General features: G+C 30.6%; 12 protein-coding genes. 9 read left to right on the plus strand and 3 right to left on the minus strand.

The annotated features are described in order from the left end of the window. The first annotated feature begins 36 nt into the window (after window positions 1-36). Together addA and DP68_RS11955 are read left to right on the plus strand one after the other, a co-directional pair. Window positions 37-3,807, plus strand: a complete 3,771-nt coding sequence (gene addA, locus DP68_RS11950; RefSeq protein ID WP_035309803.1) for a helicase-exonuclease AddAB subunit AddA — start codon at window positions 37-39, stop codon at window positions 3,805-3,807. Window positions 3,808-3,887: 80 nt separating this feature from the next. Further along, complete coding sequence (locus DP68_RS11955) at window positions 3,888-4,838, plus strand: L-lactate dehydrogenase (RefSeq protein ID WP_035309804.1); 951 nt, start codon at window positions 3,888-3,890, stop codon at window positions 4,836-4,838. Between the two features lie 60 nt (window positions 4,839-4,898). On the opposite strand, the gene DP68_RS11960 is transcribed toward DP68_RS11955, so the two are convergent. Further along, window positions 4,899-5,789, minus strand: a complete 891-nt coding sequence (locus DP68_RS11960; protein ID WP_035309806.1) for a patatin-like phospholipase family protein — start codon at window positions 5,787-5,789, stop codon at window positions 4,899-4,901. Window positions 5,790-5,966: 177 nt separating this feature from the next. Here DP68_RS11960 and pepT point away from each other — a divergent pair, with 177 nt between their 5' ends. From pepT to DP68_RS11980, 4 genes are all read left to right on the plus strand, one after another. Continuing rightward, window positions 5,967-7,193, plus strand: coding sequence for a peptidase T (gene pepT / locus DP68_RS11965; RefSeq protein ID WP_035309808.1), 1,227 nt, complete (start codon window positions 5,967-5,969; stop codon window positions 7,191-7,193). A gap of 193 nt (window positions 7,194-7,386) precedes the next feature. Next, window positions 7,387-8,385 carry a HAMP domain-containing sensor histidine kinase gene (locus tag DP68_RS11970; protein WP_052085775.1) on the plus strand — a complete coding sequence of 333 codons (999 nt, stop codon included), beginning with the start codon at window positions 7,387-7,389 and terminating at the stop codon, window positions 8,383-8,385. Between the two features lie 840 nt (window positions 8,386-9,225). After that, the gene (locus DP68_RS11975; protein ID WP_035309810.1) at window positions 9,226-10,440 is read left to right on the plus strand and encodes an exonuclease SbcCD subunit D; all 1,215 of its coding nucleotides are present in this window, start codon (window positions 9,226-9,228) and stop codon (window positions 10,438-10,440) included. Beyond that, a complete protein-coding gene (locus DP68_RS11980) occupies window positions 10,430-13,966 on the plus strand; it encodes an SbcC/MukB-like Walker B domain-containing protein (RefSeq protein WP_035309812.1) in 3,537 nt (1,178 codons plus the stop codon). Before DP68_RS11975 ends, DP68_RS11980 begins: the two co-directional genes overlap by 11 nt. A 154-nt stretch (window positions 13,967-14,120) precedes the next feature. On the opposite strand, the gene DP68_RS11985 is transcribed toward DP68_RS11980, so the two are convergent. Continuing rightward, window positions 14,121-14,921, minus strand: coding sequence for a putative ABC transporter permease (locus DP68_RS11985; protein ID WP_035309815.1), 801 nt, complete (start codon window positions 14,919-14,921; stop codon window positions 14,121-14,123). Window positions 14,922-14,939: 18 nt separating this feature from the next. Beyond that, window positions 14,940-16,280, minus strand: coding sequence for a PAS domain-containing sensor histidine kinase (locus DP68_RS19255; RefSeq protein ID WP_081957203.1), 1,341 nt, complete (start codon window positions 16,278-16,280; stop codon window positions 14,940-14,942). Window positions 16,281-16,490: 210 nt separating this feature from the next. On the opposite strand from DP68_RS19255, the gene cobC reads away from it, so the two are divergent. From cobC to cobS, 3 genes are read left to right on the plus strand one after another with little or no spacing between them, the layout of a single operon-like run. Continuing rightward, window positions 16,491-17,084 (plus strand): alpha-ribazole phosphatase, encoded by a 594-nt coding sequence (gene cobC, locus DP68_RS11995; RefSeq protein ID WP_035309817.1) that lies wholly within the window; start codon window positions 16,491-16,493, stop codon window positions 17,082-17,084. A 19-nt stretch (window positions 17,085-17,103) separates the two neighbouring features. Further along, window positions 17,104-17,685, plus strand: a complete 582-nt coding sequence (gene cobU, locus DP68_RS12000; RefSeq protein WP_035309819.1) for a bifunctional adenosylcobinamide kinase/adenosylcobinamide-phosphate guanylyltransferase — start codon at window positions 17,104-17,106, stop codon at window positions 17,683-17,685. A gap of 50 nt (window positions 17,686-17,735) precedes the next feature. Further along, complete coding sequence (gene cobS / locus DP68_RS12005; RefSeq protein ID WP_035309821.1) at window positions 17,736-18,494, plus strand: adenosylcobinamide-GDP ribazoletransferase; 759 nt, start codon at window positions 17,736-17,738, stop codon at window positions 18,492-18,494. Window positions 18,495-18,500: the final 6 nt, after the last annotated feature.

The following is an 18,500-nucleotide window of genomic DNA, read 5'->3' on the forward strand; positions in this document are numbered from 1 at the left end:
GTATTAAGCATTAGCTACAAAAGAGGAGGGTATAAGGTGGGGGAAACTAAGTGGACCAAGGAACAAGAAAGTGCTATATACACCAAGGGTTGTAATCTTTTAGTTGCAGCAGCAGCGGGTTCTGGTAAAACTGCGGTACTGGTGGAAAGAATAATAAAGAAAATAACGGATAAAGAAAATCCTATGGATATAGATAAATTATTAGTTGTTACATTCACAAATGCAGCAGCGGCTGAAATGAAGGAAAGAATAGGGGAGGCCATTACAAGGGAACTGGATAAAAATCCAGATTCCAAGGTGCTTCAAAGACAGTTAACGCTTTTAAGTAAGGCTAATATAACTACAATACATTCTTTTTGTTTAAATGTAATAAGAAATAACTTTCATATTTTAGATGTAGACCCGTCCTTTAGAGTTGCAGATGAAACGGAAACAATTTTATTAAAACAGGAAGCCTTAGATGAAATATTTGATGAAAGTTATGAAGAAGATAAGGTAACTTCTGAATTTTTAAGTCTTGTGGAATCTTATGGGGGAAGAGACGATAAAAAGGTTATCGAAATGGTAGAAAACATTTATCATTTTTCTCAAAGTATGCCTTGGCCTGAAAGCTGGCTTGAAGAGGCAATTGAAGTTTTTAATGTAAAAGAAGATTTCAATTTTGAAAACACTACTTGGGCAGAGATCTTAGTAGAAAATATAAAAATAGAGCTTGAGGGATTTAAAAACAGACTAAAAAAGGCAGTAAATATGCTAGAAGAAGATGAACTCTTAAATCCTTATAAAGAAATTATTAACGAAGATTTAAATTTTATAGAAGATCTTATAATGGAAGAAAGTTTTGGAAGTATGGCCGAAAAGATATTTTTATATTCACATTCAGTGCTGCCTCGTAAAAAGCTAGATGAATATTTAAAAGAAATAAAAGAAAAGGCTGTTAAAGTAAGAAATGATGTAAAAGACAAGCTAAAAGGCATAAGGGAGAGTTATTTCCAGGGACATGAGGATATAAAAAGTCAACTTCAAGGTTTATACCCAAGAATGAAAGTTTTGAAGGATTTAGTAATAAACTTTAGTATGAGGTATGCTGAAAAAAAGAGAGAAAAAAATATAATAGATTTCAATGATATAGAACATTTTTGTCTTTATATACTTACACAATTTACAGAAAAAGATGAGATTATTCCTTCATCTATAGCCGTTGAGTATAGAAGGAAATTTGAAGAAGTACTAGTTGATGAATATCAAGATAGTAACTTGGTTCAAGAGGTTATATTAAATTCAGTATCACGCCAGCCTAATATAGAGCTACAAGATTCTAAATTGACTGTGCCAAATTTATTTATGGTAGGCGATGTAAAACAAAGTATCTACCGTTTTAGGCAAGCAAAACCAGAGCTTTTTTTAGAAAAGTATAATACCTATGAAGAAGGCCAAGGAGAAAATAGAAAGATAAAGTTATTTAAAAATTTTAGAAGTAGAGAAAATGTTATACACGGGGTAAATTTTATATTTAAGCAAATAATGTCTAAAAATCTAGGAGAGCTTGACTATACTGATGAGGAAGCTTTAAATCCAGGAGCATATTATCCAGAGCCTGAGGAAGGCATAAATTACGCAGGAGCTGTAGAACTTCACCTTATGGAAAAAAACTCTCTTAAAAATCAAAGTACACTAGAAGGAGAAGATGTAGAAGAAGAAATAGAAGAGGATGCTCCAGATAATATTAAGCTTGAAGCAAATATGGTATGCAAAATAATAAAAAATCTTATGAGCTCAAGTGAAAATCCCTATATGGTATGGGATAAAAATATAAATAGTTATAGAAGACTTCAATATAGAGATATAGTAATACTTATGAGAGCTACTAAAAGCTATGCTCCGACATTTACAGAAGAAATGAATAATACAGGTATACCAGTGTTTGCGGATTCCACCTCAGGATATTTTGAAACAGCAGAGGTAAAAACAATACTTGCTCTTCTTCAAGTTATAGATAATCCAAGGCAAGATATTCCTTTATTAGCGGTTTTGAGAAGTCCTATATTTTCTTTTTCAGCAGAGGAGATAATAGACGTAAGGCTTATAAATAAGGAATTAAGTTTTTATGAAATAATAAACAACATAGTTAGCATGGATGATATAGAAGCAATAGAGGAAAAAGATAACATTAGGGCTTTAAACAAAGACTTTATTAAAAAAATAGAATATTTCCATAAAAAACTTGAAAAATGGAGAGATAGAGTTGTAAATTATCCTCTAGATCAATTTATATGGTCCTTATACACAGAAACTGGTTACTATGGTTATGTAGGAGCAATGCCTGGAGGAATTCAAAGACAAGCAAATTTAAGAGTATTGTTTGAAAGAGCAAAGCAATATGAAAGCACAAGTTATAGAGGATTATTTAATTTTATAAATTTCATGAATAAACTTCGCTACAGCAGTGGAGATATGGGAAGTGCAAAGATAATTGGAGAAAATGAAGACGTAGTAAGAATTATGAGTATTCATAAGAGTAAGGGATTGGAATTTCCTGTGGTAATACTTGCGGGCTCTGGCAAGCAATTTAATCTTCAAGATACTAAAAAAAGTGTACTTTTTCATCATAAGCTTGGATTTGGACCAGAATATGTGGATTTAGAAAAAAGAGTATCCTATGATACTATAATGAAAGAAGTTATAAAAAAGAAAATTAATTTAGAAACACTTTCTGAAGAACTAAGGATTTTATATGTTGCATTTACAAGGGCTAAGGAGAAATTAATCATCACTGGAATGGTTAAGGATTTAGATAAAACTCTTGAAAAATGGTGCGATAAAGCTCAAGAAGAGGGAGAAAAGATACCTACTTATGCAGTAATGGAGGGTAAAAGTTATTTGGATTGGATAGTGCCACCATTAACTCGTCATAGTGATTGCAGGTGTTTATTAGAAAGAATAGGACTTGATATTTCTTCAAGTCATTGGTCTATGGATAATTCTCATTGGAAAATAAATTTATGGAGTAAGGAAGATTTTAAAGAGGAAATAATAGAAAGGGAAGAAAGAGACATATTAAAGGAACTTGAAATTTTTTCAGGAACTGAAGAAATAAGCAAGTTCAAAGCTGAAATAGAACGAAGACTCCAGTTTTTGTATCCTTATAAAGAGGCTTCTATTATACCTGCAAAATTTTCAGTATCAGAAATTAAAAGAAGATTTTCGCCTTTAGATGAGGAAAATTCTCAGGATATGTTTAAATCAGTTATACTTAAAAAACCGCTGTTCCTAGAAAAGATAAAAAAGTTTACGGCAGCGGAAAAGGGAACTTTTATGCACCTTGTAATGCAACATCTAGATATAGCTAATACTGAAGGTATAGAAGATATAAGAAGGCAAATAAATATAATGATAATGGAGGAATTTTTAACTGAGGAGCAGGCGGAATCTATAAATATTTATAAAATACTTAAATTTTTAAAAAGTGATTTAGGACAGAGAATAAAGAAGTCTACCAAAGTAAAAAGAGAACTTCCTTTTTATATAGAAATACCAAGTAGTGAGCTTTATAAAGAACTCCCTTCTAATATATATAAGGATGAAAAGATACTTATACAAGGAGTGATAGATGCATTCTTTGAGGAAGAAGATGAATTAGTACTTTTGGACTATAAGACAGATTATGTAGAAGAAGTAGAAGAATTTAAGAAAAAATATTCTCTTCAGTTAAAATATTATAAAAGAGCTTTGGAGAAAATAACAGAAAAGAAAGTTAAAGAAGTCTATATTTATTCATTTCATAAGGAAGAAAATTATAAATTGTAACAAATGTTACTGGATAATAATTATCAACATGTTATGATATACCTAAGTTAGAAATAAAATATAAACTAGAGGTGAATATTATGAAGAAAAATACTATAAAAGTTTCTATAATAGGTGCAGGTTTTGTGGGTTCTACTACTGCATATGCATTGATGATGGAAGGATTAGCTTCAGAAATAGTAATTGTTGATATAAATAAACAAAAGGCCGTAGGGGAAGTTATGGATTTAGCTCATGGAATTCCCTTTGTAAAACCTGTAGATATACGTGCAGGAGATTATAAGGATACAAAGGATTCAGATATTGTAATTATAACTGCAGGAGCAGGACCAAAGCTAGGAGAAACAAGACTTGATTTGATAGATAAGAATTATAAAATATTTAAATCAATGGTACCTGAAATAGCAAAATATAGTCCTAACTCAATATTACTTGTGGTTTCAAATCCTGTGGATGTACTTACATATGTAACTTATAAGCTTTCGGGATTTCCTGCTGAAAGAGTAATTGGTTCAGGTACTGTACTCGATAGTTCAAGATTTAGATATCTCTTAAGTAAGCATTTTAATGTAGATGTAAGAGATGTCCACTCTTATATATTAGGCGAACATGGTGATTCTGAAATAGCTGCCTGGAGTTTGACTAACATAGCAGGGATAGATGTAGATAACTATTGCAAGTGCATATGCAAAAATTGTGACGGAAACTTTAAGATTGGCATTCTTGATCAAGTAAGAAATGCAGCATATGAAATACTAGATAGAAAAGGATATACTTCTTATGCAGTAGCACTAGCGGTTGTAAGAATAGTAGAAGCAATACTTAGAGATGAAAACTCAATACTTACAGTATCCACCCTACTCAAGGGGGAATATGGCATTGAAGATGTATATATGGGAGTACCTACAGTAGTAGGAGATACTGGTGCGAAAAGAATACTTGAAGTAAACTTAAATGAGGGAGAAAAAAGAAATCTAAAAGAATCTTCATCAGTATTAAAGGAAAGTCTTACTGAAATAAAATTTCAGTAGAGCAAAGGTGATAGGTACTAGGGCTGAGTTACCAGTAAGCTAGTAACCAGTCCCTAGTACCTAAGAATTTTTCGTTTCAAGGAATTCTTGAGCGCTTCTATAGCCTGACCGATAAAGGTTTAGGCTTTTTTCTTTGCTAATATCAAATTCTTTGGAGTCTACATCCTCTATAGGAATTAAAATGGAACGTTTAAGATTTTCCTCCTTTACCCAGTCATCTTCTATGTTTTGACTTCTGATGGTGTCAGCCATATCAAATAAGAGAGAAAGAGGATCGGTTTTACCTAGAGCAGTATAACTTACCTTAGATATTTTGAATTTAAATCCTAATGTAGGATTGGTAGTATTCATATTATCAAATATAGTTATTGGGTAATTACAACAAAGTGAGCCATCTACTATGAAACTTACTCCATCTTTGTGGTTCAGTTCAACAGGTTTAAAATAAAAAGGTATGCTGCAGCTCATTCTAACAGCTTTAGCAATAGGAAAACTGTCTGGATCTATGCCGTATTCGGGCAAATCATCAGGTAAAATCATCATCTTTTTTTTAGTTATATCGGAAGCTATTATTTTTAAAATGTATCCATTTTTACTTTTTAAATCCCCAAATGTAGTTATTCCTTTTTCTTTAAGTAATTTATCAATCCATTCTTCTAAATAATCTCCTGAATATATACCCTTGTCTTTAAAAAAACTTATAGCTTTAGTCACCATAGTTTTTTTTATAAGCGTGTCACTATCTATAAATTTAAGAAAGTTTACATTTATAAGTAAATCTTTTAATTCTTTAGAAGTATAGCCTGAGCAAACTAAAGAGGCTATTAGAGAACCTGCAGAGGTACCCGCGGCATTCTCACATATATGTCCATGTTTTTCTAAACATGACAGTGCACCTACAAAGGCAATAGCTCGAAGTCCTCCTCCTTCAAAAACACCGTTAAACTTCATTTGATCACTTCCTCTTAAAAATGTTATCAATATATTTATATGCTTATTAAATTGTTAAGTTTCAATTATAAATTATTAATCTACAAATTTATTTTAGGATTCTTTGATTTTATTTGGGCAAATTGGTAAAATAGGTTTATGATAACTAGAAATTATAAATTAGGAGCGTGAATATAAATGCAAGAAGTAGTAGAAAGATTTTTAAAATATGTAAAGTTTGATACAAAATCAGATGAAGAATCAGGAGTTACTCCAAGTTCAGAAGGCCAAAAGGTTTTTGCAAAGGAACTTGGAAAAGAGCTTGAAAATTTAGGGTTTACAAATGTAACAGTGGATGAAAATTTTTATGTAATGGCTGAAATTCCTTCAAATATAGATAAAGAGGTTCCAGTAGTAGGATTTATAGCTCACATGGATACAAGTCCAGATATGAGTGGAAAAGATGTAAACCCTAAGTTTGTAGAAAACTATGATGGGGGAGATATAGTTTTAAACAAGGAAAACAATATAGTGCTAATGCCAAGTGAATTTCCAGATCTTAAAAACTATATAGGTAAAACATTAATTACAACTGATGGAACAACGCTTTTAGGAGCAGATGATAAGGCAGGAATTGCGGAAATAGTTACTGCTATGAGATATTTAATAGATAATCCTCAAATTCCACATGGTACTATAAAAGTGGCTTTTACTCCAGATGAGGAAATTGGAGAGGGTGCAAATCATTTTGATGTGGAAAAATTCAATGCACATTTTGCATACACTGTGGATGGAGGAGCTATAGGGGAGTTAGAATATGAAAACTTTAACGCTGCTTCAGCAAAGGTAACTATACAAGGAAGAAATGTTCATCCAGGCACTGCTAAAAATGCCATGATAAATTCTGCCCTTATAGCTGTAGAATTTATGAGAGGTCTTCCTGAAAATGAAGTTCCAGAAAACACAGAAGGATATGAAGGATTTTATCATTTAACTTCTATAAAGGGAGACGTAGAACTTACTGAACTTAGCTATATAATAAGGGATTTTGATAAGGAAAGTTTTGAAAATAGAAAAAATATAATGCAACAAATAGCAAATAAAATAAATGAAAAGTATGGAAAAGAATTAGTATCTTTAAAAGTAAGGGATCAGTATTATAATATGAAGGAAAAAGTTGAGCCTTCCAAATATATAGTAGATATTGCTCATGAAGCCATGATAGAGGCAGGAGTTATTCCAAAGGTGACTCCTATAAGGGGAGGAACTGATGGGGCTAGATTATCCTTTATGGGATTACCTACTCCAAACTTTTTTACAGGCGGACATAACTTTCATGGGAAATATGAATTTATACCTGTAGAATCTATGGAAAAGGCAGTAGAAGTAATACTTAAGGTAGTAGAAAGAACAACTAAACTCTAACATATAATATTTTAATAAAATTATATTTCTAGAAAAACATTAATCCTAGAAGGGTTAATGTTTTTCTTTTTTTATATTATTTGTATTAAGTGTAAAAAATAACAATTATTTTGAAAAAATATGTTGTAATTTGTTGAAAAAGTAAAAAAACAATGTTAATATTAAACTATGAAAGCAAAAGGGAGTTGAAATCATGGAAACTTTAGAAGGCTGGCTTGCCAAGCAGGATATTTATACGGTTTTAATGTTTATAATTTTTATTTTTGCAATAATTATGCTTATAATTAACATATATAAAAGAAAAAAAGCTGAAGAAATGCTTATAAAAACTCAACAGCTTTTAGATGAAGTTAGATTACAGGATGAGATTACAACGGAGTTTTTTACAAATGTATCACATGAACTTAGAACTCCTTTAAATGTAATGCTTAGTAGTATACAACTCATAGAACTTTACATACAAAAGGGAATGATAAAAGAAGAAGGCGTAAGTTTACATAAAAAGATAGATGTAATTAAGCAAAATTCATTAAGACTCTTAAAACTTATAAATAACTTAATAGATATAACGAAAATGAATTCGGGGTTTTATGAATTACAGCTTAAGAATTGTAATATAGTATCTGTAGTAGAAGAAAGTGTATTATCCATGATAGAATATGTGGAAAGTAGAAATATAGAGTGCATTTTCGATACAGAAGTAGAGGAAATGTATATGAATTGTGACCCTGAAAAAATCGAGAGGGTAATGCTTAATTTATTATCTAATGCAGCTAAGTTTACTCCTAAGGATGGGAAAATATATGTAAATGTTTATCAAAGAAAAGATAAAGTTGAAATTAGTGTTAAAGATACGGGGATAGGTATCGCAAAGGATAAACAAAAAATAATATTTGATAGATTTAAGCAAATAGAAGGAGCGGCAAGAGATAGTAAAGATAAAGGCAGCGGTTTAGGGCTTTATTTAGTGAAATCTATGGTAGAACTTCATAATGGAAATATTAAATTAAAAAGCGAAATAGGAAAAGGAAGCGAATTTATAGTAACATTTCCTATAGAAAATATTAATGAAACTCATAGTGAAATTAATAGAGAACCTGATAAAGAAGTGGAGCGCCAGTGGGCAAATTATGAAAAAAATGAATTATCAGGGCTCGAACTTTCAGATTTATTGAGTGGAAATGTCAAATAAGAAAGAACAGGTAACCCCTGTTCTTTCTTATTTGACAATATTTTTGGATGTTTTTAATATTTACAAAATGTTTTGTAATGAACTGTAATACGAAATATCTTGCAAAATAATACAAACGTGATATACTAATATATGTACTAAAACAGGTTAACATAATATTAGGAGGAGGTGACAATGAATGAAAGACGAAAAGATATTTAACTTAACACAAGACGTTATAGACGAATGTTTAGAAGAAAGCATGGAAAAGCCAGAAGAAGAAAACTCTGCTTATAAAAGAAGCGCCTAATAAAATTTTTAGGAAGGGGTAAAAGCCATAGGAGGTTAGTCTCCCATGGTTAAATATATGATAAAATATAATTTATCAAAAAATAAATAAAAAACTTCCAAGCTTAATTACTGCATGGAAGTTTTTTATTTATTTTTTGAAATTAAAAAAGGGATGCCGTAAAGGGCATCCCTGAAAAATCTATGCAAGTATTTACTATCATATTAAATATATTAAGTTAACACCATGAAAAACAACTAAATAGGCATCTTAATATTGCACAAATTATCGCAATAATTATAATCCACCATATAAAGCACCATATCCACCAGCAGCACCACATAAATTTCACCTCCTCTTTAAAAGACCGAGGCTATTATCCAAGGTTATTATATTATATGAAGATACATGCAGCTTTGATACTATAATAGTTGGCTAGAAAAAGAAATATAAGTTTAGTATAATTAGGATAAATAATAGTTTGAGAATTAAATGTGAATATAGATATGGATTAGAATCATAAAAGTACAAATAAAGGGACATTTAAATAATTAAGATTGGAAGGGATAAGATTGCGAATACTTCATACATCAGATTGGCATCTGGGAAAAAGTCTAGAAGGATATAGCCGTTTGGAAGAGCAGGAATTGTTTTTAGAGGACTTTATAGAAGTTGTAGAAAAAAATGAAGTGGATTTAGTAATAATTGCTGGAGACATATATGATAGTTCAAATCCTTCTGCTAGGGCAGAAAATTTATTTTATAAAGCACTTAATAGAATTTCTCAAGGGGGAAAAAGAGGAATTCTTATAATTTCAGGCAATCATGATAATCCGGAAAGGCTTGTTGCTGCAAATCCTTTAGCTAAGGAACAGGGAATTATAATGGTTGGACTTCCTAAAAGTGTAGTACCTGTAGGGAATTATGGGGAAATGGAAGTCATAGACTCCTGTGAGGGATGCATAGAAATTAACATAAAGGATGAAAAAGCAGTTATTATAACCCTTCCTTACCCTAGTGAAAAGAGATTAAATGAGATCATCTCTGATAATCAAGAAGATGAACTTAGAAGAAGGGATTACTCAGAAAAGGTAGGAGAAATCTTAGAAAACTTATCCTGTAAGTTCAGAGATGATACTATAAATATAATAGTTTCTCATCTGTTTATAAGAGGAGGAGAAGGAAGTGACTCTGAAAGGCCTATTGAGCTTGGTGGAACTTTAGCAGTAGACATAAATAAGTTTCCTAAAAATGCTCAATATGCAGCATTAGGACATCTTCATAAACCCCAAAGAGTTAAAGGAAGAGATTATCCTGTATATTACTCAGGTTCTCCTCTTCAATATAGCAAAAGTGAGATAAACTATGCTAAATGTCTTTATATAGTGGATGTAAAACCTAAGAAAGAAGCAAAGATAGAAGCTATTATGATAAATACATACAAGCCAATTGAAATATGGAAGTGCAGCGGAATAGAAGAAGCTATAAAGAAATGTAAGGAAAATTCCTCAAGAGAAGTCTGGGTATACTTAGAAATAACTATGGATACTTTTTTATCTCAAGAAGATATAAAAACCCTCAGAGAGTTAAAGAAGGATATTGTAGAAATAAAACCTAAAATAAAAAGTGAAGTTGAAGAGGAAATTGCATTTGAAAGCTTAAAGGAAAAATCAATGGATGAAATATTTAAGGAGTTTTATATAAACCAAAGAGGGGTAGAGCCTGAGAGTGAAGTTATGGATTTGTTTTTAAGTATAATACAGGGAGATGAAGAAGATGAAGCCTAAAAGACTTAAGATAAGAGGATTAAATAGCTTTATAGAAGAGCAGGATATTTATTTTGATCAGCTTGTGGAAAGAGGGCTTTTTGGAATATTTGGACCCACAGGAAGTGGTAAATCCACAATATTAGATGCTATAACCTTATCTTTGTATGGTTCGATTGCTAGAGGAAGTAATGAGTACATAAACAGCTTTTCAGAAGATATGTATGTATACTATGAGTTTCAGGTGCTGAATGAAGGTCAAAGAAAAACCTACAGCGTGGAGAGAATTATAAAAAGAGAGAAAAAGGATAGGAGTAAATATAAAACTTCATCTTCAAGATTGGTATGTATTAAAGATGATGAAAGGGAAATAGTAGCAGAAGGGGTTAGGAGTGTAGAGGAAAGTATAAAATCCATAATAGGTCTTACATTAGATGATTTTACTCGTTCTGTGGTTCTTCCTCAGGGTAAGTTTAGTGAATTTTTAAAGCTTACTGGAAGAGAAAGACGTGATATGCTTGAGAGAATATTTCTTCTTGAAAGTTATGGAAAAAATCTTTTGGAAAAGATAAAAAAGGTTAGAGTAAAGACATATACAAAGCTTCAGCAGCTTGAGGGTCAACTTAAAAGTTTTGAAGGAATATCAAAGGAAGAATATCTTTATTTAAAGGAAAAAATGGATTTGCTTGATGTGGAAGAAAAAAAGTTAAGTTTGGATAAATCCTCTGCTGAAAATCAGTATGAAAAGTATAAGAGAATTTGGGAACTTCAAAAGGAGCTTAACATATATTTAGAAAAGCTTCAAATTATTAAAGAAAAAGAGGAAGAAATAAACTTAAAAAAATATAAATGGGATAGGGGCATAAGGGCTTCTAAAGTAAAACCATTCCTTGAAAGTGTAATAGATACGGAAGGAAAGATAGAAAAGAATAAAGTTAATATAGAAGGCTTAAGCAAACAACTTAATTTAAAGGAAGTAATTCTAAAGAAATTAGAAAATAAATATAATTATGCACTAGAGGAAAAAAACTCTAAACTGCCGATTTTAATTAAAAAGGAAGCAGACCTTTTAATAGCTAAAGATAGGCGGGAAAAGTTAAATATTATAATAAAAGATAGAGATGCACTGCAATTAGAATGGAAAAAACGAGCAGCTGAAAAGAGTTTAAATGAAGATGAACTAAAAAAGATAAATAAATATATAGAGTTTATAAGATTAAACATTGAAACCTTGGAAAAGGACATAAGTAGCTTAAAAGTTCAAGGTGAATTTAAGGAAAAGGTACAAGAAGGAGCTTTAAAGGAACGAGAACTTAAAGACTTATCAAAAAGACTTCAAGAGGGAGAAAGTAAATTAAATTTAAAAATAGATGAGCTAAGAAACCTTGATAAAGATTATGAGAATTCAAAGAAGAAAGAAGAAGAATTGTTTCAAGCACTAAGCTTACTTCAAAAGGAAAGGCAGAAACTTCAAAGTTTAAATCCTGGAGATGAAAATACTTTATTTTCATTAAAACAAGAAGCATATTTAAAAAGTAAAAGACTTGATGAAGTATTAAAAAATCATGAGAAAAAATGTGAGTTAGAAGAAAAATTAAAGCCTTTTATAGAACAGAAAGTTTTACTAGAAAGCAAATTAAAAAAGGTTACAACAGAGCTTAGTACTAAAGAAAGTGAAGTTAAAAGTGTTAAGAAGGACATAGAGGAATATAAAAAGAAAAACATGGCGTCTATTTTGGCAAATGAAATTGAAGAGGGTGAAGCTTGCCCAGTATGCGGATCTATTCATCATCCATCCTTAGCAGAAAGTGCTTCTTTAGATAAAATAGAAGATTTAACTAAGATGGAAGAGGAACTTAAGGAAACAGCTGACTGTCTGCAAAAGGATAAAATAGAGCTTGAGGGAAAATTACTTGGACTTAAGCTTAAGGAAGATAATATAAATGAGCAGTTAAAAGACTTTATAGATAATTTAAAAGATATAAAAATAGAAGAAATGCAGCAGGAAGTAAATAAGTTTAATGATAAAGTTGAAAGCTTAGATAAAGCCATTAAGGAATATAAAAGCAAAAATGAAAAAGTAGAAAATAAAATAGATGATTTAAAGGAAGAAAAGTTAACTATTGAAAAGTCTATAATTACATTGGAGGAAAAGATTAACTCCTATAAAGTTTCTATAGATGAAATTAAATCTGAAATTAATGGATTGCAGGAAAAGCATATAAGGCTAAAAGAGCAGTGGAGCAATATTATAAAGGAACTAAATGTAGAAAGCTTAATAAAGGAATTAGAAAACATAAATAAAAAAGATAAAGAAAGAGAAAGTAAAGAAGTTTTACTTAAAGAAGAAAGAAATAAATTAGAAAACTTTCAAGCTAAAAAGAGTGAATTAGAAGTTAAGATAAACCAAATTAAAAATGCAATGGATGTTATAACTCAAAGTGGAAAAGAAAAAACAAACTTTATAGAGGATGAAGAAAAGGAAATAAGTAGGCTTTCAGATGGAAGAAATATCGGAGACTATATAAAAGAAATTAGGAATAAAACAGAGCTTATAAATAAAAATGAAAAGGAGCTTAAGGAATCCCTGGGAAAAGAAAAAACTGAAAAACAGCTTATTCAAGAAAGAAAATGGGGAGAAGAGCAGTTAAGAGAAAGTCTTAATGAATCTTTAAGAATCTATCAGTTAAAGTTAAATCAATCTCTTATAGAAAATGAATTTGTAGCACTAGGAGATGCTAAAGATTCTTTAGTGGAAGTTAATGAAATGGAAAGGCTAAAAAATGCCATTGAATCATTTGAGGAAGAGTTTAAAAATACCATAAATAATATACAGAGAGTTAATGAAAGACTAAATGGAGAAAGTATTGAAGAAGAAAAATGGCTTCAAATCATACAAGATAAAGAGGAAAAATCGAAACTTTTAACCTCGAAGATAAAGGAAATAGCAACTTTGGAAAAAGAACTTCAAGACATGGAAAAAGCGCTAAAGAGTGTTGAGGATTTATTAGAAGTTCAAAAGAAAATAAAGCATAAATTAAGTCTTATCCAAGATATAGAAAAGCTAGTGGAAGGGAATAAATTTGTGGAGTTTGTAGCAACGCACCATCTGAAGTATATAGCTTTGGAATCATCCAAGAGACTTAAGGAAATAACAGGAGATAGATATGCACTTCAGCTTGATCCAAATAGCAATTTTGTCATAAGAGATGATAGTAATGGTGGAAGCATAAGAAGCACAGCTACACTTTCAGGGGGGGAGACCTTCGTTACATCACTTGCCCTTGCGCTTGCATTATCTTCTCAGATTCAGTTAAAGGGAAGTACACCGCTTGAGTTTTTCTTCTTAGACGAGGGATTTGGAACTTTGGATAATACTCTTTTAGAAGTGGTTATGACATCTCTTGAAAGATTAAGAAGCAATAAATTAAGTGTAGGGATAATAAGCCATGTGGAAGAGCTTAAAAATAGAGTACCTGTAAAACTTATAGTAGAGCCTCCAGTATCGGGAATCGGTGGAAGTAAGGTAAGAATTGAGTACAGCTAGATTTTCAATGTTGAATTTGGAGTATGGGATTTACATGCAGGAAGTCAGTTCACTACTTTTTAAGATGTAAATCCTATACTATATCCACCATTAAAAACGTGCAATTTTTATAGAGATTAGTGATTGCAACGTAGGACCTAGGATTTAAAAGGAATTATTTTTTTCCGTGAATTTTCTCCATTATATCCTTCAACACTCCATTAAATTTTTTAGATTTAAATTCAGGGAAGGCATTGCGGATTCTTGAAGATCTCTTGATGGCTTTAGATATTATATACTCATATCTAGTTTTTAATTCAGCTATTAAATCCTCTGAGTTAGCATCAATTTGTTTGTTCCTTCTTAGTGATTTTATATGAAAGTTTAAATTTTCAAGCCTCTCTTTTAGTTCTAAGTTTATATTGTGAAGTTCTTTAAATAATGAATGCATATGAATTACCTCTATTAAAGTAGCTGTAAAATCTGCTATAAAATATGCAAGTAATGCAGAAAAAAACCAAGTCCCAATTGGGAAAGGAATCCACCTTATAATAAAGTCTACAGTTGGATGAATTATTTTTAATATAAAAATTGAAAGTAATCCCCAATATATTGAGAATTCCAAACAAATTCTACCCTTTATATTATATTTTCTATTGTTATAATCCCACCAACTACTATGAAATAAGGTTTCTAAAATATATCCGGTAAAGTATTCTAAAAGTGAAGTGAGTATAATAGAAAATATAAATAGCGTAAATACATTATTCATAAAGGGTTTTAGAAATATTATCAAAAATACAGTTCCGAAGCCATAAATAGGACAAAAGGGCCCGTTTAAGAACCCCCTATTTATAAAACAGCCATTTTTAATGGTAGCATATATAGTTTCTAAAACCCAACCTAAAAAAGCATATACAGTGAAGCATAAAAATAGATAATAAATATTATGGTTTATTAAATTTAGCTCATTCATAAATAGCTCCTTGTAGGATTATTTATATATATCTGAGAATTCTATGTTTATTCTTTCAACTAAGTTGTCACCTAAATTATTTTCATACGTGTTAATTTTTTCACTTGTGAGTATTGCAGGAAGTGTGATTATAAATTCACAGCCCTGGCCAAATGTGCTTTTAACATCTATCTTTCCACCGTGAAGCTCAACTAAAGATTTTACTAAGGAAAGGCCTATGCCACTGCCGTCTTTATTTCTTTCTAAAGTTCTATCCACTTGAGAAAATCTTTCAAATATAAGCTCTAACTTATCCTCGGGAATGCCAACTCCAGTATCTTTCACATATAACTTAACTTTATCGCCTAAATCCTTTAAGGTAACCATAATGCAGCCCCCGGGATTAGTGAATTTTAATGCATTGGATATTAAGTTTAATACTATTCTCTCGATTTTTTCAGGATCACAGGATATTATCTTTTCCTCTATATCTGTATCGAATATAAGGTCAATGGATTTATCTTCTACATAACTAGCTATGGATAGTGTTATGTTTTCAACTACACTGACGATATTATAATTGGAGCAAGATAGCTTATAATAACCAGCTTCTAATTTAGTTATATCTATTAAATTATTTATTATTTTAATAAGCCTGAATGAATTTTGCTTTATGCTATTATAATAAATTTCTTTTTTATCATGATGCATTGAAAGTTGCCCGTGCAAATCCATAGTTAAAAGTTGTGTAGCACTCAATATTACATTAATAGGAGTTCTAAGTTCGTGAGATATGTTTGCAAAAAATTCTGTTTTCATTTTATCTATTTCTTGAAGCTTTTTAAGAAGTTTATCTTCTTCCTCTATTTTTTCAGATAGTTCCTTTAAAAGTTCCTTGTCTGTTACATCTTTCACAAGTATCAAAGTCCAATTTTCATTTTTTTTCTGAGATGGACAAAATTCTATTTCAACCTTTCTAAGAATACCTTGGCTATTTGTGAATTTATGACAAAAAGAGTATAGAGGAGTGGAATCATAAGATTCAGAAGGTAAATATTTATTCATAGTTTTATTTTCAACAAACCATTCAATATCTGGAATCTTCTCCAAAAAAGGAAAAGCCTTAAAAAGGCATGAGTCTACTACATCTCTTTTATGCATCCCTGTAATTTTGCTCATGGTCTTGTTCCAAATAATTATATTAAAGTTTTCATCTATGACAGTAATGCCCACATTTGTATGTATTAGAAGTGATTCTAAAAGAGAAGCATTAAATTTATCCATTAAAAAGTTGGATGATACTACTTCTATAACATCATCATTGGAAGGCATGCTTGAATTTAAATATGTCTTATTTTTAGAATTTTGTACCTTCAACATGAATAATTAACTCCCTTCATAAATCTAAATCCGCTAAATATACTTAAGTATTCTATAAAAGTGCAAAAAATCCTTCATTTAAACTTATATAATATCAAAAAACTATGTATTTTTATAAGACATTATTTGCAATGGACTACAATAAGTGCTATATTTTTATTAGTTTGATAATATTAAATGTATTTATAAGTAATATTAGAGGTGAAAGTGTTGAATATATATCTTTTAAGGCATGGAGAAACAGAGCAAAATTCAAAAGGATTTTACTATGGTAACTTAGATGTAGATATTACGGATAAGGGAATAAATCAAATAGAGTATATAAGTAATGAAATTAAAAATATACACTTTGATAAAATATATGTAAGCAATATGAAAAGAGCAATATCTACTGCAAGTATTGTATCAAAAGATAAGGATATACTGTGTATAAAAGATAAAAGATTAAATGAAATGAATCTAGGAGTATTTGAAGGAAAGAGCTATGAGCATATACAAAGGGAATATCCTATAGAATTTCAAAAGTGGTCAGATGATTGGAAGCATTATGCGCCTCCAGATGGCGAAAGCTATGTAGAATTTTATGAAAGAGTAAAAGAATTCTTTCAAGAAATACTGAAGCTCGAAGATAAAAATGTACTTTTAGTAACTCATGGCGGGGTGATAAGATCTATACTTACTTATGTTATGGGAGAAAATTTAGATGTATTCTGGAAATTTGGTTCAAAAAATGGTGATTTAACATTAGTGAAATATGAGTATGAAAATTTATACATAGATTTTATTATTCATGCAGATATATAAAGTTTAGGAGGAAGCTAGTATGGAACAGGGAAAAATAATATTAGTTACAGGTGGAGCAAGAAGTGGGAAAAGCACCTTTGCAGAAAACTTATTAAACGATAAGGATGATGTGCTATACATTGCAACATCAGTTATAACAGATGAAGAAATGCAGGATAGAGTTATAAAGCATAAGGAAAGAAGAAATCCTAAGTGGGACACTTTAGAGGGATACAAAAATCTTGCAGAGAAAATTGAAAACTTTGATAACAAATACATGCTTTTAGATTGTGTGACAGTAATGACTACAAATACATTATTTGATCAGGAACAGGGATTACTTTCTATAGGGCTTGATAATGACTTTGATTTTATATCTATGGAGGATGTGGATAAAATAACTGCACTTTTAAAGGAAGAATTTAAAAAACTAATACAAAAGTCACGAGAGCTGAATAGAACTTTAGTATTAGTTACAAATGAAGTTGGATGGGGTTTAGTTCCAGAGTATAAGCTTGGGAGAATATTTAGAGATACTGCAGGTTTTATAAACCAATACATAGGAAGCTTAAGTGATGAGGTTTATCTTGTATGTTGTGGACAGCCGTTGAAAATTAAATAATAGATAATAGTGAATAAATATTAATTAAATTTATATTGCAGGTGAATGGGATGAAAGAATATATATATGATTTTTTATTGATGGTTCAGTTTTTAACAAGGCTTCCTGTAAAAAGAAGCCTTCCTTGTGAGGCTAAGAATTTTAGAGATGGGGCAGCTATGCTTCCTTTAGTAGGATTATTAGTTGGAGGAATACAGTGGATAGTATACTATGGCTGTATGAGGTTATTTCCTGTAGAGGTAACTACTGTTTTAACTTTAGCAGTAGGGGTACTTATAATGGGATGCCTTCACCAAGACGGATTTGGAGACATATTTGACGGTTTCTTTTCATTTAAAGGTGATAAAGATAAAATAATAGAAATAATGAAGGACAGCCGTATAGGAACCTTTGCTTCCGTAGCGCTTATGTTTGATATTTTGGCAAGGTATGCAGCACTAAATTTTATAATACTTAAGGGATGGCATTTTGTAATAATAATTGCCCCAGTTATCAGTAGATGTACATTAGTATTTTTATTTTTAATAGGTAAAAATGCTAAGAAAAACGGGACAGGTAACTTGTTTATAGGCAATGTAAGTATTTGGCATTTTATAATAAGCTTCATTGTTACTATAGCACTTTCAATAGTGTTTATAGGAGTTGAAAGTACTATTATAGTAATTCCTGTAGCATTTATAGTTACATTACTATTTTTAAAACTTTGTAATAGCAAAATAGGGGGAATTACTGGGGATTGCTTAGGCGCTAATAATGAATTTGTGGAGCTTGCAATTTTAATAGCCTTTACCGCTATTTTAAGAGTATAAAAAGGG

This window comes from Clostridium sp. HMP27, from assembly GCF_000765165.1.
Classification (GTDB): domain Bacteria; phylum Bacillota; class Clostridia; order Clostridiales; family Clostridiaceae; genus Clostridium_AK.